Origin of the sequence: Pseudoxanthomonas sp. X-1, assembly GCF_020042665.1 — a bacterium.
Classification (GTDB): domain Bacteria; phylum Pseudomonadota; class Gammaproteobacteria; order Xanthomonadales; family Xanthomonadaceae; genus Pseudoxanthomonas_A; species Pseudoxanthomonas_A spadix_A.
In genome coordinates, this window is record NZ_CP083376.1 from 100,398 (window position 1) to 123,023 (window position 22,626).

20 protein-coding genes and 1 pseudogene are annotated in these 22,626 nt (G+C 71.5%); 9 read left to right on the plus strand and 12 right to left on the minus strand.

Annotated elements, in window-relative coordinates; genetic code table 11:
* Positions 1–4 precede the first annotated feature (4 nt).
* The 5 genes and pseudogenes from eutC to LAJ50_RS00455 all read right to left on the minus strand — a co-directional run bounded on the left by eutC (position 5) and on the right by LAJ50_RS00455 (position 4,349).
* Positions 5–781 carry an ethanolamine ammonia-lyase subunit EutC gene (eutC, locus tag LAJ50_RS00435; protein ID WP_130551339.1) on the minus strand — a complete coding sequence of 259 codons (777 nt, stop codon included), beginning with the start codon at positions 779–781 and terminating at the stop codon, positions 5–7.
* Positions 778–2,181, minus strand: a pseudogene (locus tag LAJ50_RS00440) (ethanolamine ammonia-lyase subunit EutB). Before LAJ50_RS00440 ends, eutC begins: the two are co-directional and overlap by 4 nt.
* Positions 2,178–2,864 carry an RraA family protein gene (locus LAJ50_RS00445; RefSeq protein ID WP_138653922.1) on the minus strand — a complete coding sequence of 229 codons (687 nt, stop codon included), beginning with the start codon at positions 2,862–2,864 and terminating at the stop codon, positions 2,178–2,180. The pseudogene LAJ50_RS00440 and the gene LAJ50_RS00445 overlap by 4 nt, the downstream one beginning before the upstream one ends.
* On the minus strand, positions 2,861–3,670 hold the full coding sequence (locus LAJ50_RS00450) for an aldolase/citrate lyase family protein (protein WP_138653924.1): 810 nt from the start codon (positions 3,668–3,670) through the stop codon (positions 2,861–2,863). Before LAJ50_RS00450 ends, LAJ50_RS00445 begins: the two co-directional genes overlap by 4 nt.
* Entirely contained in the window at positions 3,663–4,349 is a 687-nt protein-coding gene (locus LAJ50_RS00455) for a hypothetical protein (protein WP_224096419.1), read from the minus strand. The genes LAJ50_RS00450 and LAJ50_RS00455 overlap by 8 nt, the downstream gene beginning before the upstream one ends.
* Before the next feature lie 478 nt (positions 4,350–4,827).
* Here LAJ50_RS00455 and LAJ50_RS00460 point away from each other — a divergent pair, with 478 nt between their 5' ends.
* From LAJ50_RS00460 to LAJ50_RS00480, 5 genes are all read left to right on the plus strand, one after another.
* On the plus strand, positions 4,828–5,610 hold the full coding sequence (locus tag LAJ50_RS00460; RefSeq protein ID WP_205957662.1) for a LuxR family transcriptional regulator: 783 nt from the start codon (positions 4,828–4,830) through the stop codon (positions 5,608–5,610).
* 184 nt (positions 5,611–5,794) lie between these two features.
* The gene (locus LAJ50_RS00465) at positions 5,795–6,718 is read left to right on the plus strand and encodes a proline iminopeptidase-family hydrolase (RefSeq protein ID WP_138653928.1); all 924 of its coding nucleotides are present in this window, start codon (positions 5,795–5,797) and stop codon (positions 6,716–6,718) included.
* Positions 6,715–7,569: a carbon-nitrogen hydrolase family protein gene (locus LAJ50_RS00470; protein ID WP_138653930.1), complete on the plus strand. Its 855-nt coding sequence runs from the start codon at positions 6,715–6,717 to the stop codon at positions 7,567–7,569. The genes LAJ50_RS00465 and LAJ50_RS00470 overlap by 4 nt, the downstream gene beginning before the upstream one ends.
* A 78-nt stretch (positions 7,570–7,647) precedes the next feature.
* A complete protein-coding gene (locus LAJ50_RS00475) occupies positions 7,648–9,873 on the plus strand; it encodes a TonB-dependent receptor (protein WP_138653932.1) in 2,226 nt (741 codons plus the stop codon).
* 76 nt (positions 9,874–9,949) lie between these two features.
* The gene (locus tag LAJ50_RS00480; RefSeq protein WP_138653934.1) at positions 9,950–11,188 is read left to right on the plus strand and encodes an MFS transporter; all 1,239 of its coding nucleotides are present in this window, start codon (positions 9,950–9,952) and stop codon (positions 11,186–11,188) included.
* 29 nt (positions 11,189–11,217) lie between these two features.
* Here the strand turns inward: LAJ50_RS00480 and LAJ50_RS00485 are convergent, their stop codons facing one another.
* Positions 11,218–12,642: an amino acid permease gene (locus LAJ50_RS00485; RefSeq protein WP_138653936.1), complete on the minus strand. Its 1,425-nt coding sequence runs from the start codon at positions 12,640–12,642 to the stop codon at positions 11,218–11,220.
* A 128-nt stretch (positions 12,643–12,770) separates the two neighbouring features.
* Here LAJ50_RS00485 and LAJ50_RS00490 point away from each other — a divergent pair, with 128 nt between their 5' ends.
* Together LAJ50_RS00490 and LAJ50_RS00495 are read left to right on the plus strand one after the other, a co-directional pair.
* Positions 12,771–13,583 (plus strand): NYN domain-containing protein, encoded by an 813-nt coding sequence (locus LAJ50_RS00490; protein WP_130551329.1) that lies wholly within the window; start codon positions 12,771–12,773, stop codon positions 13,581–13,583.
* A 72-nt stretch (positions 13,584–13,655) separates the two neighbouring features.
* Positions 13,656–13,979 (plus strand): thioredoxin family protein, encoded by a 324-nt coding sequence (locus tag LAJ50_RS00495; RefSeq protein WP_138653938.1) that lies wholly within the window; start codon positions 13,656–13,658, stop codon positions 13,977–13,979.
* A gap of 330 nt (positions 13,980–14,309) precedes the next feature.
* Here the strand turns inward: LAJ50_RS00495 and stpA are convergent, their stop codons facing one another.
* Entirely contained in the window at positions 14,310–15,572 is a 1,263-nt protein-coding gene (stpA, locus tag LAJ50_RS00500) for a glucosylglycerol 3-phosphatase (protein WP_138653940.1), read from the minus strand.
* Between the two features lie 51 nt (positions 15,573–15,623).
* Complete coding sequence (locus LAJ50_RS00505) at positions 15,624–16,517, minus strand: LysR family transcriptional regulator (RefSeq protein WP_138653942.1); 894 nt, start codon at positions 16,515–16,517, stop codon at positions 15,624–15,626.
* A gap of 107 nt (positions 16,518–16,624) precedes the next feature.
* Here LAJ50_RS00505 and LAJ50_RS00510 point away from each other — a divergent pair, with 107 nt between their 5' ends.
* Positions 16,625–17,464, plus strand: a complete 840-nt coding sequence (locus LAJ50_RS00510; protein WP_138653944.1) for an SDR family oxidoreductase — start codon at positions 16,625–16,627, stop codon at positions 17,462–17,464.
* Between the two features lie 53 nt (positions 17,465–17,517).
* Here LAJ50_RS00510 and LAJ50_RS00515 read toward each other — a convergent pair whose 3' ends face one another.
* Positions 17,518–17,898, minus strand: a complete 381-nt coding sequence (locus LAJ50_RS00515) for a helix-turn-helix domain-containing protein (protein WP_138653946.1) — start codon at positions 17,896–17,898, stop codon at positions 17,518–17,520.
* 163 nt (positions 17,899–18,061) lie between these two features.
* Between LAJ50_RS00515 and LAJ50_RS00520 the strand changes: the two genes are divergently transcribed.
* A complete protein-coding gene (locus tag LAJ50_RS00520; RefSeq protein ID WP_138653948.1) occupies positions 18,062–18,676 on the plus strand; it encodes an NAD(P)-dependent oxidoreductase in 615 nt (204 codons plus the stop codon).
* A gap of 43 nt (positions 18,677–18,719) precedes the next feature.
* On the opposite strand, the gene LAJ50_RS00525 is transcribed toward LAJ50_RS00520, so the two are convergent.
* The 3 genes from LAJ50_RS00525 to LAJ50_RS00535 form a co-directional block, all read right to left on the minus strand.
* The gene (locus LAJ50_RS00525) at positions 18,720–19,313 is read right to left on the minus strand and encodes a TetR/AcrR family transcriptional regulator (RefSeq protein WP_138653950.1); all 594 of its coding nucleotides are present in this window, start codon (positions 19,311–19,313) and stop codon (positions 18,720–18,722) included.
* Positions 19,314–19,387: 74 nt separating this feature from the next.
* Positions 19,388–21,520, minus strand: coding sequence for an ATP-dependent DNA helicase DinG (gene dinG / locus LAJ50_RS00530; protein WP_138653952.1), 2,133 nt, complete (start codon positions 21,518–21,520; stop codon positions 19,388–19,390).
* A 217-nt stretch (positions 21,521–21,737) separates the two neighbouring features.
* Positions 21,738–22,553, minus strand: coding sequence for a class III extradiol ring-cleavage dioxygenase (locus tag LAJ50_RS00535; protein WP_138653954.1), 816 nt, complete (start codon positions 22,551–22,553; stop codon positions 21,738–21,740).
* Positions 22,554–22,626 lie beyond the last annotated feature (73 nt).

The following is a 22,626-nucleotide window of genomic DNA, read 5'->3' on the forward strand; positions in this document are numbered from 1 at the left end:
GCCCTCAGCCGGGCAGCAGGCCCTGGCTTTCGTCCTTGAGCGCCACGCCGGTGGCGCCCAGCAGCTGGGCCGCGCCGATCAGCCACCACAGCTTGGCGGCGGCCTGGGCCGGCGACAGCCCGGCGGCGTGGATGTTGGAGATGCAGTTGCGGTCGGCGTCGGTCAGGCCCGGGCCCGGGGTGTGGGTCAGGTAGATCCCCAGGCTGTCGCAGGTGCTCAGGCCCGGGCGCTCGCCGATCAGCACCGCCACCATCGGCGCGCCCAGCCGTTCGCCGCAGGCATCGCCCAGGGCCACGCGCGCCTGCCGCGCGATGACCACCGGGCCGACCGACCACGTGGGCGGTCGCTGGGCCAGCACCTGGGCGCACACCGCCACCGCATGCCGCGCGACGGCGGTGGCCGACAGGCCGTCGGCGATCACCAGCAGCAGCGCGTCCTCGCGGGGCATCCGCGGATGCCGGGCCAGCGCCTGGCGGCTTTCGGCGGACAGCTGCCGGCCGAGGTCGGGGCGGCGCAGATAACACGCGCGATCGGGCGCGGCGCTGTCCACTTCGATCGCGTCCAGGCCCAGCCGGGCCAGCGCCGCGCCCAGGGCCGCGCTGTCCACCGCGGCGTGGACCGCATCGCGCGCCCGCGCATGCGCCACGCCGGCGGCCAGCACCTCGCGCGTGGGCAGGCTGGCGCCGCTGCGGCCCAGGCCGATCCTGGCCGGGGTGTGGTCGCGCAGCGCGCGCCAGGGGTCCGGCGCGGAAACGCGTTCGAGTCCGGTGTCTTCGCTCATGGCGCGGCCTGCGCCGGCAGGCGTGCGAGCAGGCGCTGCATCATCTCCGGCTGCGGTCCCTGCGGCAGCAGCGCGCCATCGGCGTCCACCAGGCGGGCGCGCTGCAGCCAGCGTTCGAACTCTGGCGCGCGCCGCAGTCCCAGCAGCCGTCGCAGGTACAGCGCGTCGTGGAACGAGCTGCTCTGGTACATCAGCATGATGTCGTCGCCGCCGGGCACGCCCATCATGAAGGTCAGGCCGGCGGCGGCCAGCAGGGTCATCAGCGTGTCCATGTCGTCGGCGTCGGCCTGCGCATGGTTGGTGTAGCAGACGTCGCAGCCCATTGGCAGCCCGAGCAGCTTGCCGCAGAAGTGGTCCTCCAGCCCGGCGCGGATGATCTGCTTGCCGTCCAGCAGGTACTCCGGGCCGATGAAGCCCACCACCGTGTTGACCAGCAGCGGCTGGAAGCGGCGCGCCACCGCGTAGGCGCGGGCCTCGCAGGTCTGCTGGTCCACCCCAAAGTGGGCGCCGGCCGACAGCGCGCTGCCCTGGCCGGTCTCGAACTACATGGCGTTCTGGCCCACGCTGCCGCGGCCCAGCGCGCGCGCGGCGTCGTAGCCCTCCTGCAGCAGCGCCAGGTCGATGCCGAAGCTGGCGTTGGCCGCCTGCGTGCCGGCGATGGACTGGAACACCAGATCCACCGGCGCGCCGCGCTCGATCATGCGCAGGCTGTTGGTGATGTGCGTCAGCACGCAGCTCTGCGTGGGGATCTCCAGCCCGCCGATGATGTCGTCGAGCATGCGCACCTGCGCGGCCAGGCCGGCCAGGTCGTCGCTGACCGGGTTGATGCCGATGACCGCATCGCCGGCGCCGTACAGCAGGCCGTCGACGATGCTGGCGGCGATCCCGCGCAGGTCATCGGTGGGATGGTTGGGCTGCAGCCGCACCGACAGGGTGCCGGGCAGGCCGAGGGTATTGCGGAAGCGCGTGACCACCTCACAGCGGCTGGCGACCAGGACCAGGTCCTGGTTGCGCATCAGCTTGCTGACCGCGGCCGCCATCTCCGGCGTCAGGCCCGGCGCCAGCCGCGCCAGCGCCGCGCCGGTGGCGTGCTCGGACAGCAGCCAGTCGCGCAGCTCGCCCACGGTCAGGTGCGCCACCGGCGCGAAGGCGACCGCATCGTGCGTGTCCAGGATCAGCCGCGTCACCTCGTCCTGCTCGTAGGGGATCAGCGCCTCGTGCAGGAAACGCCGCAGCGGCACCTCGGCCAGGCACAGGCGCGCGGCCATGCGCTCGAGTTCCGAGTCGGCCGCCAGCCCCGCCAACTGGTCTCCCGATCGCAGCGGGCTGGCCTTGGCCAGCAGCGTGCGCAGATCGCCGAACTCCCAGGCCGTGCCGTCGATGACGTGCCGGTAACTCACCGCGCGGGTCCGGCGCTGGCCAGGACCAGGGCGCTGGCGCCGCTGTGCTGCCCCAGCGCCTGGCCCGCGCGCACCGCCTCGAGCAGGGTATCGGCCCGCGCCTGCAGGGCCAGCGCGGCGCGCGCGATCTCCTCGGCCTCCTGGCGCGGCAGGACCAGCACGCCGTCGGCATCGGCCACCACCGCATCGCCGGGCTGGACCACCACGCCGCCGCAGCTCACCGGGTGGTTGAGGCGACCGCCCCAGTCCAGCAGGCGGGTGGTGACCGGCGAGGTGCCGCGGCACCACACCGGCAGGCCGCAGGCCTGCAGCTGCTCCAGGTCGGTGCAGGGCCCGTCGATGATCACGCCGGCCGCGCCGGCCTGCTGGATGGCCGCGGCGACGATGCCGCCCAGGCAGGCATGGGCGCGGTCGCCGAGGCGGTCGATCACTAGCGCATCGCCCGGGCGCAGCAGGCTCAAGGCGTGGTGCAGCAGGGTGGAGTCGGCGCCGGGGATGGCCAGGGTGACCGCCGTGCCCACCAGGCGCAGGCCGGGTGCGACCGGGCGCAGGTCGCGGCACATCAGGCCCCACGGGACGCCATGGCCGACGGTGGAGGTTTCCACTTGGGCCAGGGCGGTGCGCAGGGGCGCGTCGAGGGGCTCGGGGAACTCGCCGAGGCGGTAGCGGGGCAGGGTGCTCATGCCTCGGCCTCCGCGTGATCTGCGGCTGCCAGCTGGTGCGCCGGATCCTCCAGCGCATGGGTCACGCCGGCGCGCAGGAAGCCGACGTCCGCGCCGAGGGTGACCAGGCCGTAGCCGCGCGCGGCCAGGCGCGCGGCGCCTTGGCCGGGCAGGACGGTGCCGCCCAGCGCCAGCCCGGCCTCGCGGCAGCGGCGCTCGCCCTCGTGCCAGAGTTCGAGGAACTCCGGCGCGTCGTAGCGGCCGGGCAGGCCGATGCTGGCCGACAGGTCCAGCGGGCCGAAGAACAGCATGTCCAGGCCCGGCACCTGGGCCAGTTCGGGGATGGCGGCCACGCCGCGCGCCGACTCGATCATCGCCACCACCAGGGTGTTGGCCTCGGCCTGTCCGGCGTAGGCCTGCGCGTGCGCGCCCCAGCCTGCCGCCCGCGAGACCGTGTAGTGCAGGCCGCGCCGGCCGGCGGGCGGGTAGCGGCAGTGCGCGACCAGCTGCGCGGCCTGTTCGGCCGACTCCACGTTGGGGGCGAGGATGCCCTGCGCGCCGGCGTCCAGCAGCGGCTTGATCTGCCGGCTGTCGGCCGCGTCCACCCGCGCCAGCGGCGTCGGACCATGCGCGCCGATGGCGCGCAGCTGGGCCAGCGCGGCCTCCAGGCTGGATGGCGTGTGTTCCAGGTCGAGGATCAGCGCGTCCAGCGCGAAGCCGGCCAGGATCTCGGCGACGTCCGCGCTGGGTGTGAACAGCCACGCCCCGCGCGAGACCGCGCCCGCGCGCAGGCGCCGGGCCAGGCGATTGGTCGGCGGCTCATTCATCGCCCAGCCCCCGCTGCTTCAGGAAGAAGCGCGCCGCGGCGGCCTGCAGCGGCGCGCGCTGGTGGCCGGCGCCGGGCACCCGTTCGAACTGGTGCGCGATGCCGCAGCTGCGGTAGTTGTCCGACAGCGCCTGCAGGCGCTCGATCCGGGTCTGGCCCGCGCCATGCTGCAGGGTCGGCACGCCCGGCGCGGCCCGCGGCGAGAGTGGCGGCAGCTCGGCGTTGTCCAGTTCGCCCACGGCCAGGTGGATGGCGACCCGGCGGATCGCCGGCAGGTCCAGCGCCTGCCCGTACTGCTGCTCCAGGTCGGACACGCCCAGCCAGCACGGCGCGTGCAGGTTCAGCGGCGTGGGATGCCCGGGCGCGCAGATCGACACCGCCTCCAGCGTCTGCGGATGCAGGTAGAGGAAGCGGTGCGCGAAGTGCGCGCCGCCGGAGAACCCGAACAGCTGCAGCGGCGCCGGCTGCAGCCCGTAGCGCTGGCGCACCTCCTCGACCATGCGCAGCAGCACCAGGTCGAAGCGGATGTCGTGGTAGCGGATGTACTTGTAGTTGTCCATGTCGTCCGGATCGCCGATGCCGCACGGAAACAGCGGTGCCAGCACGACCGATCCGGAGCGCTCGGCCAGCTCGGCGAAGCCGTCGCAGTAGTCCTGGTGGCTGCGCTCGCTGCCGTGCATGGCGACCACGATCCGCGAGGCGGTGGTGTACGGCGTCTGCGGCAGATACAGGCAGTAGCTGAAGCGCTGGTCGTAGCGGCACGCCAGCGCCGGCGTGCGGCCGCGGGTGAACAGCTTGCTGTTGTTGACGGTGATGTTGATGGCGCGACTCCAGGAACAAAGAGGGAAATCCAGGCCGATCCGTGCACATCAATCCCTCCGGCCCGCGCGCGCTTGCGTCGAAAAAACCGCGCTATGATCGGGACGCAGGCGCTCGGGGATGAACCAGCGCGGGCCTCGCGATCGGTCGGCACGGATGCGCGGGGCAGCGCGGCGCAAGGAGCACGGTGGGGCCGCGGTGTCGGCCCGCGACCGGCCAGGACCCCCGCAAGCGACCCTGGGGAGGGGCGCTCTACGCCCGGACAGGACGACCGGGTCCGCCATTGCCGCTTCCTGGCCCGCAGCGGGCCGGGGCGAGATGCTTGGAGACATCCGGCTCATGCACGCCACCGACAATTCGTGGGAACTGCCCGACATGGTGCCCGCGGCGACCAGCGTCCAGGAGTGCCTGGGCAACGCCCTGGAGATCGTGCGGCGCCTCGGGTTCGACGCCCTGATCTACGACTTCGCGCCGGTGCCGACCACGCCGGAAGGCGCGCTGATGACGCCCAGCGTGATCGAGCCGTGCAACGTGCCGGCGGAGATGCGCGACCTGTGGGTGCGCCAGGGCTTCTACCAGAAGGACCCGGTGCAGGCGCTGGCGCTGCGCGGGTCCTGCCCGTTCTTCTGGTCCTATCACCGCAAGGAGGCCTCGGCGTTGCAGCCCCTGCTGGACGACGGCAGCCACGCGGTGGCCGAAGTGCTGCACGACTGGCGCTACACGCGCGGGGTGACCGTGCCGCTGCACATGCCCGGCAACCGCTTCGCCACCATGACCGCGCTGTGGCACGACGAGCGCTTCGCCCAGGCGCGCCAGGCACTGGACCTGCACGTCCTGCGCCTGGCCTATCTGGCGCATGCGACCAACGACCGGCTGGCGCAGCTGTTCGGCCGCGAGGAACTCACCCCGGTCGGCATCGGCCTGAGCGTGCGCGAGCAGGAGTGCATCGTGCTCTCGGCCCAGGGCCTGTCGTCCAAGCAGATCGCGTGGAAGCTCAAGCGCTCGGAGTCCACCGTGGTGCTGCACCTGCAGAGCGCCGCGCGCAAGCTGGGCGGGCGCAACCGCGCGCAGGCCATCGCCCGTGCCGCGCACTTCGGCTATCTGCGCGAGCCGGCGGATTGATGTGCGGATTCTCAAAGAGCGTGCCGTCGCCGCGGCGGTGAGGCCGGCGGGCGATGGCGGGGTTGCGAGCTCATGCTAGCGACCGGCCCGCGCAATAAAACTGCAATTTCTTACAGTTGTCGCAAGGCCGCCGGATCGCGAGTCTTGGTTGCGAAGGGGACAGTCCCCGCAACCGGAACGAGCGATGCACCCTTGCAGTGTCCAGCGCGAAGGCCATGTCCCTTTCCGGGGACACGCCACGTGGTACCGGGTGATCGGCGACCTGCGCTCCGGCCTGGCGCCGCTGGTGCTGCTGCACGGCGGGCCGGGCTGTACCCACGACTACCTGCAGGCGTTCGCTGACCTGGCCCAGGGCGGCCGGGCGGTGGTGTTCTACGACCAGCTGGGGAACGGGCGCTCGACGCATCTGCGCGATGCGCCCGATGCGTTCTGGACGGTGCAGCTGTTCCTGGACGAACTGGACGCGCTCCTCGAGCACCTGGGCATCGCCCAGCACTACGACCTGCTGGGCCAGTCCTGGGGCGGCATGCTGGCGGCCGAGCACGCGGTGCGGCGGCCGGCCGGGCTCAACGCGCTGGTCATCGCCTCCTCGCCCTCGTCGTTTCCGCTGTGGGTGCGCGAGGCGCGGCGGCTGCGCATGGGCCTGCCGCAGGACGTGCGCGAGGCGCTGGAGCGCCACGAGGCGCGCGGCGACTACCAGCACCCGGACTACCAGGCCGCCACCCAGGTCTTCTACCAGCGCCACGTCTGCCGCCTCGACCCCTGGCCGCCGGAGGTGCAGCGCACCTTCGCCGCGATCGCGGACGATCCCACCGTGTACTTCAGCATGAACGGGCCGACCGAGTTCCACGTCATCGGCAGCCTGCGCGACTGGGACATCGGCGATCGCCTGGACCGGGTACAGGCGCCGACCCTGGTGATCTCCGGCGTCCACGACGAGGCCACGCCGGCCTGCGTGGCGGCCTATGTCGAACGCATCCCCGACGCGCGCTGGGTCTGCATGCCCGAGTCCTCGCACATGTGCCACGTCGAGGAGCGCGCGGCGACGATGCGGCATGTCGATGCCTTCCTGGCCGCGCACGACCGCGCCGGTGGAGGTGCGGCATGAGCGCGCCGGTGCAGGTGGCCGCCGTGCAGCTGTGCAGCGGCGCGGACGTGGCCGCCAACAACGCCGCCATCGCCGCGGCGGTGCGCGCCGCCGCGCAGTCCGGTGCGCGGCTGGTGTGCCTGCCCGAAGCGGCCAACCTGCTGCTGCGCGACAACCGCGACTATCCGGGCACCTGCCTGCCGGAGGCGCAGGACCCCACGCTGGCCCTGTGCGCCAGCCTGGCGCGCGAACTCGGCATCTGGCTGCATACCGGCTCGCTGCTGCTGCGCACCGAGGACGGCACGCGCATCTGGAACCGCAGCCACGTGATCGACCCGCGCGGCCAGGTGGTGGCGCGCTACGACAAGCTGCACACCTTCGACGTGCGCCTGGGCGGCACCGGCGACTTCCAGGAATCGGCCAGCGTGCGCCCCGGCCAGGGCGCGCCGACCGTGGTGGAGATCGTGCCGCTGGGCCTGCGCCTGGGGCTGTCGATCTGCTACGACCTCCGCTTCGGCCATCTCTACGAGGCGCTGGCGCAGGCCGGTGCCGACGTGCTGCTGATCCCGGCCTCGTTCTCGGTGGTAACCGGCCCGCTGCACTGGGAGGTCCTGCTGCGCGCGCGCGCGATCGAGACCTGCAGCTACGTGGTCGCGCCGGCCCAGTGCGGCCAGCGCGATGGCGTGTCCACCTACGGCCACAGCCGCATCGTCGCGCCGTTCGGGCAGGTGCTGGCGGCCGCGGGCGATGACCCGACCGTGCTCGGCGCGTCCCTGGACCCGGCGGAAGTCGTCGAAGCCCGCCGCCGCCTGCCCACGCTGTCGCAGCGGCGCCCGCTGCTGCCCGCCCACCGCATCCGCATCGGCGACTGACCCACACAGCGGTCGCCCGCTTCTCCCGTTCCACCGCATGCCAGCCCTCCCTGTCAGCCTCCTCAGGAACACCTTCCCATGACCCGCTCCGCCTTCACCGTCGTGTCTTCCGCCCGCGCGCGGCGCGCCATCGCGCGGCCCAGCGTCCTCAGTTGTCTCATCAGTGCCCTGCTGCTGGCCGGTGCCGGCCCGCTCGCCGCGCAGACCGCCGCGCCCGCCGATGCCGATGCCGGCGACGACGGCGTCAAGGAACTCGGCAAGGTCATCACCAAGGGCACCCGCCAGATCAAGGACGTGACCGGCGGCGCGCTGGGCGTGGTGTCCAAGCTCAACACGCCGTTCTCGATCTCGGCGGTGTCCTCCGAGGCGATGCAGGACAAGCAGCCGGCCTCGCTGTACGACGCCTTCGGCGGCGATGCCAGCGTCACCCGCCAGGCCGGCAGCGCCTACACCGGCTGGTCGTCCTTCATCTCGGTGCGCGGCATCGCGATCTCCTCCACCGACGGCAGCCAGAAGCTCAACGGCGTGCCCATCACCACCTGGGGCCTGAGCCTGCCGATCGAGGTCATGGACCAGATCCAGCTGATGAAGGGCGCCTCGGGCTTCATGTACGGCTTCACCTCGCCCGGCGGCGCGGTCAACTACGTGACCAAGAAGCCGGTCGAAGGCAGCCTGCTCAGCGCCGACGTCGGCTGGACCTCGGACAACATCCTCAAGGAGCACGTGGACATCGGCCGCGGCGCCTCGGACGGCAGCGGCCTGGGCTTCCGCCTCAACGCGGTCAACGAGGACGGCAAGACTCCCACCGGCACCGACGTCAAGCGGCGCGCGCTGTCGCTGGCCACCACGGCCAACCTCACCGACGCGCTGACCTGGTCGTTCGACTCGATCTACGTCAAGTCGCGCTTCGGCAAGCCGGCGCCGATGGTGTTCCTGACCTCCTACAACCAGGAGAAGCTGCCCTCGCCCGATGGCGTGGTGCGTAACCCGCAGGCCGACCAGGCCTTCGACAATCCGCGCTTCCTGTACCTGGGCACGGGCCTGAACTGGAAGTTCGCCCAGGACTGGAGCGCCGACCTGCGCGTGACCCACAGCCGCACCGAGCAGGCCTATTCCAAGGGCTATCTGACCCTGCTCAACGCGGCCGGCCGTTACCAGGACCGCACCTTCGAGAGCCTGCAGATCTACAACAACGATGCGGTCCAGCTGCTGCTGAACGGCACGGTGGACGTGTTCGGCCTGGAGAACAGGGTGGTGCTGGGCGGGACCACGATCAAGCAGCGCGAGACGCGCGGCCTGTCGCACCAGCTGCCGGGCTACCGCAACTATGGCTATCGCAATCTGTACGTCGACCAGGACTTCAACTACACGCCGATCGACGTGGACAACCAGGCCCGCTTCCCCAACAACTGGAACCGGCAGCAGGCGCTGTTCGTCAGCGACACCGTGCAGTTGACGCCGCACTGGCTGGCCATCGCCGGCGTGCGCTTCACCCATTACACCCAGCAGCAGAACCGCTACACCTTCGCCTCGCCCACCAGCTATACCAAGGCCGGCGTGCAGGTCTCCACCGACGAGACCACCCCGACGGTGGCGCTGATGTACAAGCCGCGCGAACAGACCACCGTGTACGCCAGCTACTCCGAGGCCCTGGAGCCCGGCAGCACGGTCGGCGCGCAGTACGTCAACTACGGCCAGCTGATGGATCCAGGCACCAGCAAGCAGTGGGAGCTGGGCTTCAAGAACGACGGCAGCCTGGTGCGCACGGCGCTGGCCGCCTTCCGCGTGGACCGCGGGACCGGCTACGGCAACGAGAACAACGTCTGGGTGCAGAGCGGCATCAGCCGCTACCAGGGCCTGGACGGCCAGCTGGACCTGAAGCTCAGCGACGATCTGGTGGTCGGTGGTTCGGCGGTGTGGCTGGACAAGGCCGACTACCTCAACGCTTCCTCACCGTGGCTGCTCAACAAGCGCGTGCCGGGCGCCTACCGCAAGAGTGCCTCGCTGCACGCCGACTACACGGTGCCGACGATGGAGGGGCTGTCGTTCTCCGCCCAGGCGCGCTACACCGGCCAGACCGTGGCCTACCAGAACACCGGCCTGAAGCTCACCGTCAGCACGCCCAGCTACACGCTCTACGACCTGACGGCCAAGTACCAGCAGCTGGTCGGCAGCCATGCGGTCACCTACCGTGCGGGCGTGAGCAACCTGTTCGACAAGACGTACTGGATCGGCGGCTCGGCCACCTACATCTTCCTCGGCGATCCGCGCACGTTCTTCGCCAACGTGACCTTCGACTTCTGATCCAGCGACATCGCCTGGCACCGGTCCAGCGGGCCGGTGCCAGGCCCGGTTCCCCCCACCAGAGGATGCAACGAGCATGGGTGAGCAGACCGCGCGCACCACCGGCGCAGCGACCCGGCCCTGGGTGCCGTTCTTCTTCGCGCTGGCGCCGATCAACCTGATCCTGTCGGTGGACCGCAACGCCTTCGTCATGGTGGCGCCGGTGATCCAGCGCGAGTTCGGCTTCGGCCTGGCGCAGATGTCCTACATCCTGGCGGCCATCTCCTGGAGCTATGCGATCTTCCAGCTGCCCTCGGGCTGGCTGATCCAGCGCTACGGCTTCCGCAGGCTGCTGACCATCGCGCTGTTCGGCTGGTCGCTGGCCATCGGGCTGATGCCGCTGGCGGCCGGGTTCTGGACCATGCTGCTGCTGCGCCTGCTGCTGGGCGCGGCGCAGGCGCCGGACTGGCCCAGCTCGGTGGCCGCGATCGCGCGCTGGTTCCCGGCCGAGCGGCGCTCGCGCTTCACCTCCATCGCCCTGTCCGGTCAGTACCTGGGCCCGGTCGTCGGCTCGATCCTCACCGGCGCGCTGGCCTATCGCTACGGCTGGCGGGTGTGCTTCTACGCCTATGCGCTGCTCGGCATCGGCCTGTCGGCGGTGTGGTGGGTGCTCACGCGCGGGCAGCCCGGCGCGCCGGTCGCGGCCGCCGACGGCCCGGCGCGGGTCTGGCCGGAGCTGCGGCGGATGCTCGCCTCGCGCACGACCTGGCTCCTGTCCTCGTTCTACTTCTGCCTGATCAGCGTGCAGGCGTTCTTCCTCAGCTGGCTGCCGCTCTACCTGACCGGCGAGCGCGGCGTCACGCTCACCGCCTCGGGCTGGTACAACGCCATGCCCTGGCTGGCGCTGTATGCCAGCGTGACCGCGTACGGCTTCTTCGCCGATCACCTGCTCAAGCGCGGCGGCTCGCTGCGGCGCGCGCGCCTGCCGGCCGGCGTGCTGGGTCTGTGCATGGGTGGCGGGGCGCTGGCCCTGGTGCCCTTCATCAGCGACCTGCACCTGGTGCTGGTGACCCTGTGCCTGTCGCTGTGCGGTGTCGGCCTGGTGCAGGGCGTGCTGTGGTCGGCGGTGCAGGACTTCGGCGGCAGCCGCACGCCGCTGCTGGCGGCCTGGACCGCGTTCTGGGGCAACCTCAGCGCCGGCATCTTCCCGGTGGTGATGGCGCAGCTGGTGGCGCACACCGGCAACTGGAGCTATGCGCTGGGCGTGCCGCTGGTGTTCTGCGCCATCGGCATCGTGCTGATCTGCCTGCTGCGCTTCCCCGCCCAGCGGGCGTAGTCCCCGCCAGGCAAGGACGCGCCCGCGACTCAGCGCGGGGCGTCGGACTTGCCCAGCTCGGCCTTGCGCCGCCCGTAGGCCAGGTAGGCGACCAGGCCGATCACATTCCACACCAGGAAGTAGAGCTGGGTGCGGCTGGGCAGGCTGAAGAACAGGTACAGGCAGCCGGCGATGGCGACCGGGCCGACCACCCAGGCCAGCGGCGTGCGGAAGCTGCGCGCGCGGCCCGGCTCGCGCTTGCGCAGCACCAGCAGGCAGGCGGCCACGGCGGTGAAGGCGGCCAGCGTGCCGGCGTTGGCCAGCGCGGCGATCTCGTCCAGGCGCGCCACGCCGGCCAGCGCCGCCACCAGGATCGCGGTGAACAGCGTGGTCGCCACCGGGGTGCCGGTGCGCGCGTTGACCTTGGACAGCCCGCGCGGCAGCAGGCCGTCGCGCGACATCACGAAGAAGATCCGGCTCTGCCCGTAGAGGAAGGCCAGCAGCACCGTCGGCAGCGCGATCACCGCGGCGATGCCGATCACCGCCGCGGCCGTGCCGTGGCCCAGTTCGCGCAGGATCAGCGCCAGCGGCTCGGCGCTCTTGCCGAACACGGTGAAGTGCATCGCGCCCACCGCCGCCAGCGCCACCAGCACGTAGATCAGGGTGCAGCCGATCATCGAGCCGACGATGCCGATGGACAGGTCGCGTCCCGGATTCTTGGTCTCCTCGGCCGCGGTGGAGATCGCATCGAAGCCGTAGAAGGCGAAGAAGATGATCGCCGCCGCGGCCATCACGCCATGCTCGACGCCGTCGGCGCCCAGCGACTTGGAGAAGCCATAGGGCATGAACGGGGTAAGGTGGGCGCTGTCGAAGGCCGGCAGCGCCAGCGCCACGAACACCGCCAGCGCGATCAGCTTGACCACCACCAGCACCGCGTTGAGCGTGGCGCTCTCTTTGGTGCCGGCCATCAGCAGACCGGCCACGGCGAAGGTGATCAGCACCGCCGGCAGGTTGAGCACGCCGCCGGCGTGCGGTCCGGCGACCAGCGCATGCGGCAACGACACGCCCAGCCACTGCAGGAAGCCGACGAAGTAGCCCGACCATCCCACCGCCACCGTGCTCACGACCAGCGAGTACTCCAGGATCAGGCTCCAGCCCACCACCCAGGCGATGACCTCGCCCAGCGCCGCGTAGCTGTAGGTGTAGGCGCTGCCGGCCGCGGGCATCATCGTGGACATCTCGGCATAGGCCAGCGCCGCGCAGGCGCAGACGATGCCCGCGGCCAGGAACGAGATCAGCACCGCGGGGCCGGCCAGGTTGGCGCCCACGCCGATCAGCGTGTAGATGCCGGTGCCGACGATGGCGCCGATGCCCAGCGCCACCAGATGCGGCCAGGACAGGGTGGGCACCAGGCGGCGCCCGGCTTCGTGGACGGTGATCTGGTCGAGCGGTTTGCGGCGCAGCCAAGCGGACATGCGGTAAGCCTTGGAATCCGGACAGGTGCGCAAGTGTGGCCGAAGCACGCCGCGCATTGCACGCCGCGGCCGCGCGACGCGGCCGTCCGGGGCGGCGCAGTACGATGTCGCCTTTCGCAGGAGTGCCCATGAAATCCAAATCGCCGCTCAAGGCCGCCAGCGAGGACGAGCAGCAGCGCCTGGCCGTGCTGATCGATGCCGACAACGCCCAGCCGGCGGTGATCGAAGGCCTGCTGGCCGAGGTCGCCAAGTACGGCGTGGCCAGCGTCAAGCGCATCTATGGCGACTTCACCAGCTCGCGCATGACCCAGTGGAAGGCCGCGCTGCTCAAGCACTCCATCGCGCCGGTGCAGCAGTTCGCCTACACCAGCGGCAAGAACGCCACCGACAGCTCGATGATCATCGACGCGATGGACCTGCTGTACACGCACCGCTTCGACGGCTTCTGCCTGGTCTCCAGCGATAGCGACTTCACCCGCCTGGCCCAGCGCCTGCGCGAGGAAGGCCTGGTGGTCTACGGCTTCGGCGAGCGCAAGACGCCCGATGCCTTCGTCCAGGCCTGCGACAAGTTCATCTACAACGACGTGCTGCGCGCCGAGCCCGCCAGTGCCGCGCCGGAAACCGCCAAGCCTGCGCCGGCCAAGCGCGCCGGCAAACAGGCCACGAGCGCGGCGGCCGCCGAGCCGGTGCAGGCCAAGGGCAATACGCCGCCCCTGTCGCTGCTGCGCCAGGCGATCGAGGAGGCGTCCGACGAGGAGGGCTGGGCCTCGCTGGGCGCGGTCGGTACCTATCTCAACAAGATCCGCCCCGATTTCGATCCGCGCCTGTACGGCCATCGCAAGCTCAGCGACCTGTTCCGCAGCCAGTCGCGCCACTTCGCCGTGCAGGAGCGCGCCGCCGGCGGCAACGGCGGGCAGCTGGTCTACGTGCGCGCGCTCTGACGGGTCTGCTGGCCGGCTTCAGGTGCGCTGCGGTAGGGTGCGATGCATCCACGCCTTGGGAGGGGCAGCACGATGGCCTACACCGGACAGTTCACCAGCCCCGAGCCGGCGCGCGCGCAGATCGATGCGATGCCCGGCCTGACCGCGCTCGAGTTCGGCACCGCCTGGTGTCCGCACTGCATCGAGGCGCAGGCGCATTTCAAGCGCGCCTTCGACGCGCGCGAGGACATCGCCCACCTGAAGGTCGAAGACGGCCGCGGCCGGCCGCTGGGCCGCTCGTTCCGGGTCAAGCTGTGGCCGACCGTGGTGCTGCTGCGCGACGGCGAGGAGATCGCGCGCATGATCCGCCCCCGCACCGCCGAAGACGTCCAGCGCGCCCTGGCCCTGCTCGACTGAGCCACACGGCAGGGCGCGCGGGGCGCACGGCAAGCGCACAAGCTTTTCGCCCCCTCCCTTCCGCGAAGCGAAGGGGAGGGCTGGGGGAGGGGTTGGCTGTTGCCGTCGCTGTCGCCTTAGGCCCACAGCGACTGGCCGCAGAAGCAAGAGCGACCCGTCCCAACCTCCCCCTTGCGCTTCGCGCAAAGGGGAGGGGCAAAGCAGAGCGCTTAGAAAACATGCCGCGCGACCAGCCGACGGCTTCCCGCTTCCAGGCCCATCGCAATGCCAATGCAGGTGCCGCCTTAAGTGAACGTGCCAGCCCCGGCAGTTTCACCTCTGACGCACGCGCTACGCCGCGCGTCGCTGCGCCAGTGCGCAGAAGAACGCCACGTACTGCGCGTGCCCACCGGGAAAGACCACATCCAACCGCAGCGGATCGTCCGCATCGGTGATCCCGACCGCGGCGGTGCGCGGATCGAAGCCCGCATCGCCCGCGCCCGCCGCCAGACGCGCCACATCCAGCCCCGGCCGTCGTACCTGCCCGGCGCTGCTGTCCACGAACAGCACGCGGTTGTCGGTGCCGAAGGCCTCGCCCAGGCGCTGCACCAGGGTCAGGAAGCCGCGGTCGCTGCCGCCGCGCAGCGGTGCGCCATCGTGCGCCACGCTGGTGACGGTGTCGCCCACGCCGACCAGGCGCGGCATGTCGGCCGGCGCGATCTGCGCCCGCGCCAGCGCCACCTGGGCCTCCAGCGCGCGTGGCGCCTGCCGCGCATTGAAGTCCGCGCCCAGCGGCCAGCGACCGGTGCGCGCGTGCACATGGTGATTGAGCAGCACCAGCACACCGGCCTCCTTGACCGCGCCTTCGAGCATGAACTGGAAGTCGGTGGTGCCCGCATCGCCCGCCGCGGCCGGCTTGAGGCGCTCGGCACCGGCGTCGTCGCGCCCCAGATTGGGCGCGTAGTGGACGAAGAACGCTTCGTCCAACCCCTCTGCCCGCGCCTCGCGCAGCAGCGCCTGCAGGAAGTCGGCCGCCTGCCGCTGTAGCTGCGCGTACAGCGCCGGCTGTTCGGCCAACGCATGGTGCAGGGCGTTGAGGTTGAGCGTGGGCGAGGCCGGGTTGTCCAGCACGCAGGTGGCCGCCAGCGTGGCCACGCGATGCGGTTCGAGGTGGTAGGGGGCGCCGAGCAGCAGCGTGGAGAGCCAGCGCGTCATGCGCGTGGGCACGCCCTGCAGGAAGGCCAGTTCCGCGTCGCTGACGCCCGGATGGCTGAGCGTGCCGAAGCGGTCCTGCAGCTGCACGCCGCCGGCCGCCAGGCCAGGCAGGTAGGCGCCGTGCGCGGCGGCGTGGCCCGGCGCGCCGAACACGCGGTCGACGATCGCGTTCACCCCGCGCGCGCCGATGTGCTCGCCATTGGTCAGCACGGCGAAGGCATCGCCCAGCCGGGCCGCCGCGTCCAGGTACGCGCGCTCCAGCGTGCGCGTCAGCGGATCGTGCACCAGCCCCATGCACACCCCGTCCAGATCCTGGATCAGCAGCAGGTCGGGCGTGGTCGCGAGCGAATCGAGCAGGGCGGCGTGGTCCTGCGAGAAGCCGTGGTTCGCAGCAGACATCATGCGCACAGGATACCGGCCCGCGTGTCGCGGCCCCGCGGCGCGACCGGATCAGCCCTGCGCGCGCACCACGGCGATGAAGGCCTTCAGGCCGGCGGGCACGTGCCGATGCCCCGGGTAGTACAGATACAGGCCGGGAATCTGCGGACACCACGGTTCGAGCACGGGGCGCAGCGCGACGCTGTCCAACGCGGTCTGGGCCACGCGCTGCGGGACGTAGGCGATGCCGAGCCCGGCCACGGCGGCCTGCACCATCAGTCCGGTGTGATCCAGCGTCAGCGCGCCGGGCACGTCGATGACGACCTCCTGCCCGCGTCGCGCGAACTCCCAGCGATAGGGCTTGCCGCTGGGCAGCCGGTGGCGGATGCAGGCATGGCGCTGCAGATCCTGCGGCGTGCGCGGGTAGCCGTGCGCGGCGAGGTAGGCGGGCGCGGCGACGGCGAGAAAGCGGGTCGGCCCGTCGATGGCGATGGCGATCATGTCCTGCGGCACCGATTCGCCCAGGCGGATGCCGGCGTCGAAGCCCTCGGCCACGATGTCGATGAGGCGGCCGTCGGTCACCAGATCCAGCGCCATCTGCGGATGCTCGGCCAGGAAGGCGGGCACGATGCGCTCCAGCAGCAGCGCGGCGGCCGCCTCGCTGGTGTTGATGCGCAGCGTGCCGGCGGGCCCGTCGCGGAAGGCGTTGACCTCGTCCAGCGCCTCATCGAGCGCATGCAGGGCCGGCTGCAGGCGCGCGAGCAGGCGCTCGCCGGCCTCGGTCGGCGCCACGCTGCGCGTGGTCCGGTGCAGCAGGCGGACCTCCATCCTGGCCTCCAGCGTGCGCATCATGTGGCTCAGCGTGGAAGGCGCCAGGCCGAGCTCGTCGGCCGCCTTGCGGAAGCTGCGCTGTCTCGCGATGGCGGCGAACGCGGCCATCTCAGCGAGCGCGGGTTTCGCATTCATGGGAAACTTCCACTGACGCATGCGGGATTGAACGGATAGTAACAACAGTCCCGCGTGCCTACCTTGGTCGGGAACGCCGCGCTCCCGCGGCCCTGCGAAGGACTCCCATGACGACCTGGTTCATCACCGGCGCTTCCAGCGGCTTCGGCCGCGGCCTGACCGAGCAGCTGCTCGCCCGCGGCGATCGCGTCGCCGCCACCGTGCGCAGGCCCGCCGCGCTGGACGACCTGAAGGCGCAGTACGGTGCGGCGCTCTGGATCGCCACCCTGGACGTGACCGACACCGCGGCGCTTCGCCAGGCGGTCGATGCGGCCTTCGCCGCGCTTGGCCGCATCGATGTCGTGGTCAGCAACGCCGCCTACGGGCTGTTCGGCGCCGGTGAGGAAGTGACCGACGCGCAGCTCGCCCAGCAGCTGGACACCAATCTGGTCGGTTCGATCCAGCTGATCCGCGCGGTGCTGCCGCATCTGCGCGCACAGGGCGGTGGCCGCCTCCTGCAGATGTCGTCCGAAGGCGGGCAGATCGCCTATCCCGGCTTCGGCCTGTACCACGCCAGCAAGTGGGGCATCGAAGGCTTCGTCGAGGCGGTGGCGCAGGAAGTGGCGCCGTTCGGCATCCAGATACTGCTGGTCGAACCCGGTCCCACCGTCACCGGCTTCGCCGCCGGGGTGGTGCGGGCCGAGGCGATGGCGGCGTATGCCGGCACGCCGGCCGGAGAGATCCGCGAGGCCTTGTTCGGCGAACGCGCCGGCGCATTCGCCATCGAGGGCGATGTGCACAAGATGGTGCGCGCCATCCTCGAGGTCGCCGATGCGGCGGCGATGCCGCGTCGCCTGGTGCTGGGCAGTGCCGCCTATGCCCACGTGCATGCCGGCCTGACCGCCCGCCTGGCCGAGCTGGAAACCCAGCGGGCGCTCGCCTGCGCGATGGATCTCGACAAGGACTGATGCGGGAGGCGTGATCGCGCCCGTGCCGGATGGACGGGCGCGTCGACGGCGCCTCAGACCGCTGCTTCGAGCTGCTCGCGATACAGGCGGCGCGCGCTGCGGATCGCGTCGTGGTGGATCTCCGCCCAGGCCACCAGCGCCTCGATCTGCGGCACGAAGCTGCGGCCCAGCGGCGTCAGCGCGTACTCCACCGCCGGCGGCTTGCTGGGATACACCGTGCGCGTGATCAGCCCGTCTTCCTCAAGTCCGCGCAGGGTCTTGGCCAGCATCCGCTTGGAGACATCGTCGATGGCCCGCTGCAGCGCGGCGAAGCGCAGCGGCGCGTCCTTCAGCGCCTGCAGCACCAGCGTGCTCCAGCGGTCGCCGAGGCGGTCGAGCACATCGCGCACGGGGCAGTGGGCGGCGTAGGGGGCGGTGGAGCGGTGCAGGGTCATGGTGGGGCGGGGATTGGGGATTCGGGATTGGGGATGGCGAGCATCAGCGGGCAGGTGGGTTACACGGTAGTCACCTGGACACGTCGGGTTCCCTTCTTGGCAGTCGGGGGCGTGACGTCCATGATGGCATGGTTCCTTTTCGTAACCACCAAGGAGAACGTCCATGGCTTCCATCGCCCTGCTCGGCGGCACCGGCAACGTCGGCCGCCGTCTTCTGGCCGAGGCCCTGCGCCGCGGCCACACCGTCACCGTCATCGCGCGCAAGCCGGTCGACGACCTGCCCGAGGGCGCGGTCTTCGTTCAGGGCGATATCACCGCCGATCCGGCCGCGCTGGGCGCGAAGCTGACCGGCCACGATGTCTTCATCAGTTCCGCGAACTTCGCCAACGTCACGGCGGACCATGTGCTGGGCGCGGTGCGCGCGGCCGGGATCCCGCGCCTGGCGGTGGTCGGCGGTGCCGGCTCGCTGGAGGTCGCCCCGGGCGTGCGCCTGGTCGATACCCCGCAGTTCCCCGCCGAGTACAAGTTCGAGGCGCTGCCAGGCGCGGCCTTCCTGGACCAGCTGCGCGCGGTGAAGGACATCACCTGGACCTTCCTGTCGCCGGCGGCGTTCTTCGGCCCCGGTGAGCGTACCGGCCATTTCCGCCTGGGCGGCGACGCCTTCCTGACCGACGCCAAGGGCGAGAGCCGCATTTCCTACGAGGACTACGCGGTGGCGCTGCTCGACGAGATCGAATCGCCCAAGCACAGCGGCCAGCGCTTCAGCGTCCTGTACTGAGCGGGCCGGCGCCCCTGGCGGGGCGCGACGGACGCACGCGGTCCTAGCCGGCCGCGTCGTCTCCGCCCGGGGCCAGCACCGGCTGCACGATGTCCATGGCGAAGCCCCAGATGCGCTCGAACGGGGCCAGCGGCCGCATCATCGGCACCGCGCAGGCGCTGAACAGCTTGAGCAGCAGCAGGATGTCGGTCGGCACCAGGTCGGCGCGGCAGCGCCCTGCGGCGACCGCGCGTTGCACCGGCGACTGGAACATCGTCACCAGCCGCATCATCGCCACTTCGATCTCCGGCTGGTCGCGGCCCTGGGTCTGCCAGTAGTCCACCAGCGGGGCGTGGGTCATCACCCGGTCCAGCACGAAGCGCAGCAGCGGCACCAGCGCGTCGGCATCGTCGCCCAGGCGCTGGGCCTCGGCCTCGATCTTGTCCAGCCCGCGCTCCAGCAGCGCCAGCACCAGGGTCTGGCGATCGGGGAAGTTGCGGAACAGCGTGGCCCGGCCGACGCCGGCGCGGCGCGACACCAGCTCCAGCGGCGCCTGCACGCCCTGTTCGGTGAACACCTCCTCGGCCGCCTGCAGCAGCAGGGTGCGGTTCTGCTCGGCGTCGGCGCGGCGTTTGGGGGCGGGGGCGATGGCGCTCATGTTCAGGAAGCGTCGGCTGTGTGACCCGATGCACGATACCGGCAAACGCCGGCACCCGCTGCGTCCACGCACGGTCAGCCGATCACCCGCGCGAACGGCGGCAGGGCGTCGATGATCTGGCGGCCGTAGCGGCGGGTGAGCAGGCGCGAGTCGAGGATGACCACCCTCCCGGTGTCGGTCGAGGTCCGGATCAGGCGGCCGGCGAACTGGGTCAGCGTGCGCAGCGCGTGCGGGATGGCGATCAGGTTGAAGGCGTTGTGCCCGCGGCTCTCCAGCCACTCGCCCAGGGTCGCGGTCTGCGGATCGGTCGGCACCGCGAACGGCACCTGGGTGATCACCACCGTGGTGCAGGCCTCGCCCGGCAGGTCCAGGCCCTCGCCGAAGGAGTTGAGGCCGAACAGCACCGAGCCCTCGCCGGCGGCGATGCGGCGCAGGTGCTCGCCGATGATCTGCGACTTGTTGCCCTCGCCCTGCACCAGCACACGGTTGCGCTGGGCGACCGGCAGCAGGTCGGCGACCTTCTCCATCTTCCAGCGCGAGGTGAACAACACCATCGAGCCCTTGCTCCAGTCCAGTTCGCGCACCAGATAGCGGGCCACTTCCTTGGGATGGCCCTCGCGGTCGTCGGGTGCGGCGGGGAACTTGGGCACCACCAGCTGCGCCTGGCGCGGCAGGTCGAACGGCGACTCCAGCGTGACCGTCTCGGCGTGTTCGGGCAGGCCGGTGTCGATGGCCAGCGCGGTGAAGCCGTTGCCGCCGGTCAGCGTGGCCGAGGTCATCAGCACCGAATCGACCTCCTTCCACAGCAGCTGGCGCAGCACCTGCGCGGCCGAGACCGGCGAGCAGTGCAACACCAGGTCGCCATCGCGGTCGCGGGTGATCCAGCGCGCCATCGGCGGCGCGCCGTCCGGGTCCTCGCGGCGCCAGCCGGCCCACAGGTCGTACTGCGCCTGGACCAGCTCCAGGGCCATGCCGAGGTTGCGCTGCACGCGCTCCTTGGTGGCGTCGTCCTGCTTGGCCTTGCCCACCAGCGGCGCGGCGGCGCTGACCCAGTTCAACAGGCTGCGCGTGTCGTCGGCCAGGGCCTCGATCGGCACCGCCCAGTCGGCCGGCAGCCTTCCGTTGGGCGCGCGCCACTGCGGCTCGCGCTCGGACGGGTCGGGCGTCCACGCCGCCTCCAGCAGGCCGTGGAAGGCCTTGAGCTGGCGGCTGACGCTGACCGCCAGTTCGATCGCCTCGTTGGGATGCAGCTTGGCGATGGTCTCCTTGTCCACCAGCCGGTAGGTGGCCGCGATCAGCGTCTGCAGGCGGCTGGTGCGCCGGCCCATGTCGTCCAGCGGCAGGCGCGCGGCGCCCTGGTCGATGGCCACGCCGGCCACGTGGTGGCCTTCGTCCAGCACCAGCAGCATCTCGCCGGGTGCGGCGATCAGCGGCTGGCCGTTCTCGTTGTCGCCCAGCGCCAGGGTGGACAGCAGCAGCGCGTGGTTGGTGACCACGATCTGCGCCTCGCGCACGGCGGTGCGCGCCTTCAGCACCGGGCACTGGTTGGCGTAGGAGCACTTGCGCCCGGCGCAGCCGGCGGCGTTGGTGGTGATGCGCCCGCGCAGGGCCGGGCCGACCGCCTCGGGCGCGGCGTCCAAGTCGCCGTTCCACTGGTTGTCGGTGAACAGCCTGGCCAGCCGGTTGGCCAGGGTCGCGTCGGCCGGGCTCAGCGGGCGGTCGTACAGCGCGCCTTCGTCGCCGAACATCGATTCCTGCGCCGACGCGGTGCCCTGCAGCTCGGCCACGTTGCGCGTGCACAGGTAGCGGGTGCGGCCCTTGGCCAGGGCCACGCTGGCCTGGATGCCGGTGGCCTTGAGGAAGGCGGGCAGATCGCGTTCGACCAGCTGCGACTGCAGCGCGACCGTACCAGTGCTGATGACCAGCTTCTTCTTGGCTGCCAGCGCGATGGGCACGCCGGCGGTCAGATAGCCCAGGGACTTGCCCACGCCGGTCGGCGCCTCGACCACGCCGACGCCGCCGCTGCTGCCCAACGCGCGCGAGGCCACGCCGATCATCTGGCTCTGCGCGCGGCGCGTGGTGAAGCCGGGCGTATTGGCGCGCAGCGCGGCGTAGGTATCGCGGATGCGCGCCTTCAGGGCGTCATCGAGGCCGCGCTGCCCCTCGCCCGTGTCCTTGCCTGCCGCCGGGCGGGTGCCGTCACTCATGCGCGCTATTTTCGCATGGGGCGTCGCAGGGGGCGCGATTGGGTTTGCGCTCGCGCTACGAGCGGCTGAAAACCGTCGTCTCCACAAGTGAAGCCGTCTTTCCCGCGAAAGCGGAAACCCAGCGCCTCAAGCGCTACGCGCAAAAGTCCATGGGTTCCCGCCTTCGCGGGAACGACGATAGCGTGCGGGCGGCGGGTCGCTGGGTCGCCGCGGCGCGCTACGCCGCCGCCTGCGCCGGCGCGGCATCGTCGAAGCGGTAGATGTCCATGGCCAGGAAACCCAGGTCGATGCCCGCATCGATGCGCGTGGCGCGGAAGCGCTCGCCGGCCGCGCCGAGGGCCACATAGATCGGCTGCCAGTGCTCGTCGGTGGGATGGGCCTGCGCCGCGTGCGGCGCGCGGTGCCGGTAGTCCAGCAGCGCCTCGACATCGCCGGCCGCCAGGGTGCGTTCGACCCAGTCGATGTACGGCTGCACGTACGGCGCCGGGCGGGTGTGGTCGGCGCCGCGCCAGTCGTGCAGGTTGTGGGTGAGGCTGCCCGAAGCGATCACCAGCACGCCCTCGTCGCGCAGCGGCGCCAGCGCGCGGCCCACCGCCAGCTGGTGCGCCGGCCCGGCCAGCGGCTGGATCGACAGCGGCACCACGGGCACGTCGGCGTCGGGATAGAGCAGGCGCAGCGGTACCCACATGCCGTGGTCCAGGCCACGGTCCGGATCGATGTGCGGCGCCAGGCCGGCCTCGTCCAGCAGCTGCGCCACCCGCCCGGCCACCTCCGGCGCGCCCGGCGCCGGGTACTGGATGTCGAACAGCGCCTGCGGAAAGCCGCCGAAGTCGTGGATCGTCTCGGGTCGCGCGCTGCCGCCCACCAGCGGCGAACGCGCCAGCCAGTGCGCCGAGGCGACGACCACCGCGCGTGGACGTGGCAGCGTGCGTGCCAGTTCGCCCAGGCGCACGCCGACCAGCTTGGGGTCCAGCGCGGTCATCGGCGAGCCGTGGGAGATGTAGAGCGAAGGCAGGCGGGCAGCGGCGTTCATGGGCGAACCTGTCACGACAGGGAAGCAGGCCACCACCCTATTGTGGCAACGCCCGGGGATAAACTGTGCGCCG

Coding starts and splice junctions, on each gene's coding strand:
- eutC (WP_130551339.1), bottom strand. CDS start 781: ATGAGCGAAGACACCGGACTCGAACGCGTTTCCGCGCCGGACCCCTGG.
- LAJ50_RS00445 (WP_138653922.1), bottom strand. CDS start 2,864: ATGAGCACCCTGCCCCGCTACCGCCTCGGCGAGTTCCCCGAGCCCCTC.
- LAJ50_RS00450 (WP_138653924.1), bottom strand. CDS start 3,670: ATGAATGAGCCGCCGACCAATCGCCTGGCCCGGCGCCTGCGCGCGGGC.
- LAJ50_RS00455 (WP_224096419.1), bottom strand. CDS start 4,349: ATGCACGGCAGCGAGCGCAGCCACCAGGACTACTGCGACGGCTTCGCC.
- LAJ50_RS00460 (WP_205957662.1), top strand. CDS start 4,828: ATGCACGCCACCGACAATTCGTGGGAACTGCCCGACATGGTGCCCGCG.
- LAJ50_RS00465 (WP_138653928.1), top strand. CDS start 5,795: ATGCACCCTTGCAGTGTCCAGCGCGAAGGCCATGTCCCTTTCCGGGGA.
- LAJ50_RS00470 (WP_138653930.1), top strand. CDS start 6,715: ATGAGCGCGCCGGTGCAGGTGGCCGCCGTGCAGCTGTGCAGCGGCGCG.
- LAJ50_RS00475 (WP_138653932.1), top strand. CDS start 7,648: ATGACCCGCTCCGCCTTCACCGTCGTGTCTTCCGCCCGCGCGCGGCGC.
- LAJ50_RS00480 (WP_138653934.1), top strand. CDS start 9,950: ATGGGTGAGCAGACCGCGCGCACCACCGGCGCAGCGACCCGGCCCTGG.
- LAJ50_RS00485 (WP_138653936.1), bottom strand. CDS start 12,642: ATGTCCGCTTGGCTGCGCCGCAAACCGCTCGACCAGATCACCGTCCAC.
- LAJ50_RS00490 (WP_130551329.1), top strand. CDS start 12,771: ATGAAATCCAAATCGCCGCTCAAGGCCGCCAGCGAGGACGAGCAGCAG.
- LAJ50_RS00495 (WP_138653938.1), top strand. CDS start 13,656: ATGGCCTACACCGGACAGTTCACCAGCCCCGAGCCGGCGCGCGCGCAG.
- stpA (WP_138653940.1), bottom strand. CDS start 15,572: ATGTCTGCTGCGAACCACGGCTTCTCGCAGGACCACGCCGCCCTGCTC.
- LAJ50_RS00505 (WP_138653942.1), bottom strand. CDS start 16,517: ATGAATGCGAAACCCGCGCTCGCTGAGATGGCCGCGTTCGCCGCCATC.
- LAJ50_RS00510 (WP_138653944.1), top strand. CDS start 16,625: ATGACGACCTGGTTCATCACCGGCGCTTCCAGCGGCTTCGGCCGCGGC.
- LAJ50_RS00515 (WP_138653946.1), bottom strand. CDS start 17,898: ATGACCCTGCACCGCTCCACCGCCCCCTACGCCGCCCACTGCCCCGTG.
- LAJ50_RS00520 (WP_138653948.1), top strand. CDS start 18,062: ATGGCTTCCATCGCCCTGCTCGGCGGCACCGGCAACGTCGGCCGCCGT.
- LAJ50_RS00525 (WP_138653950.1), bottom strand. CDS start 19,313: ATGAGCGCCATCGCCCCCGCCCCCAAACGCCGCGCCGACGCCGAGCAG.
- dinG (WP_138653952.1), bottom strand. CDS start 21,520: ATGAGTGACGGCACCCGCCCGGCGGCAGGCAAGGACACGGGCGAGGGG.
- LAJ50_RS00535 (WP_138653954.1), bottom strand. CDS start 22,553: ATGAACGCCGCTGCCCGCCTGCCTTCGCTCTACATCTCCCACGGCTCG.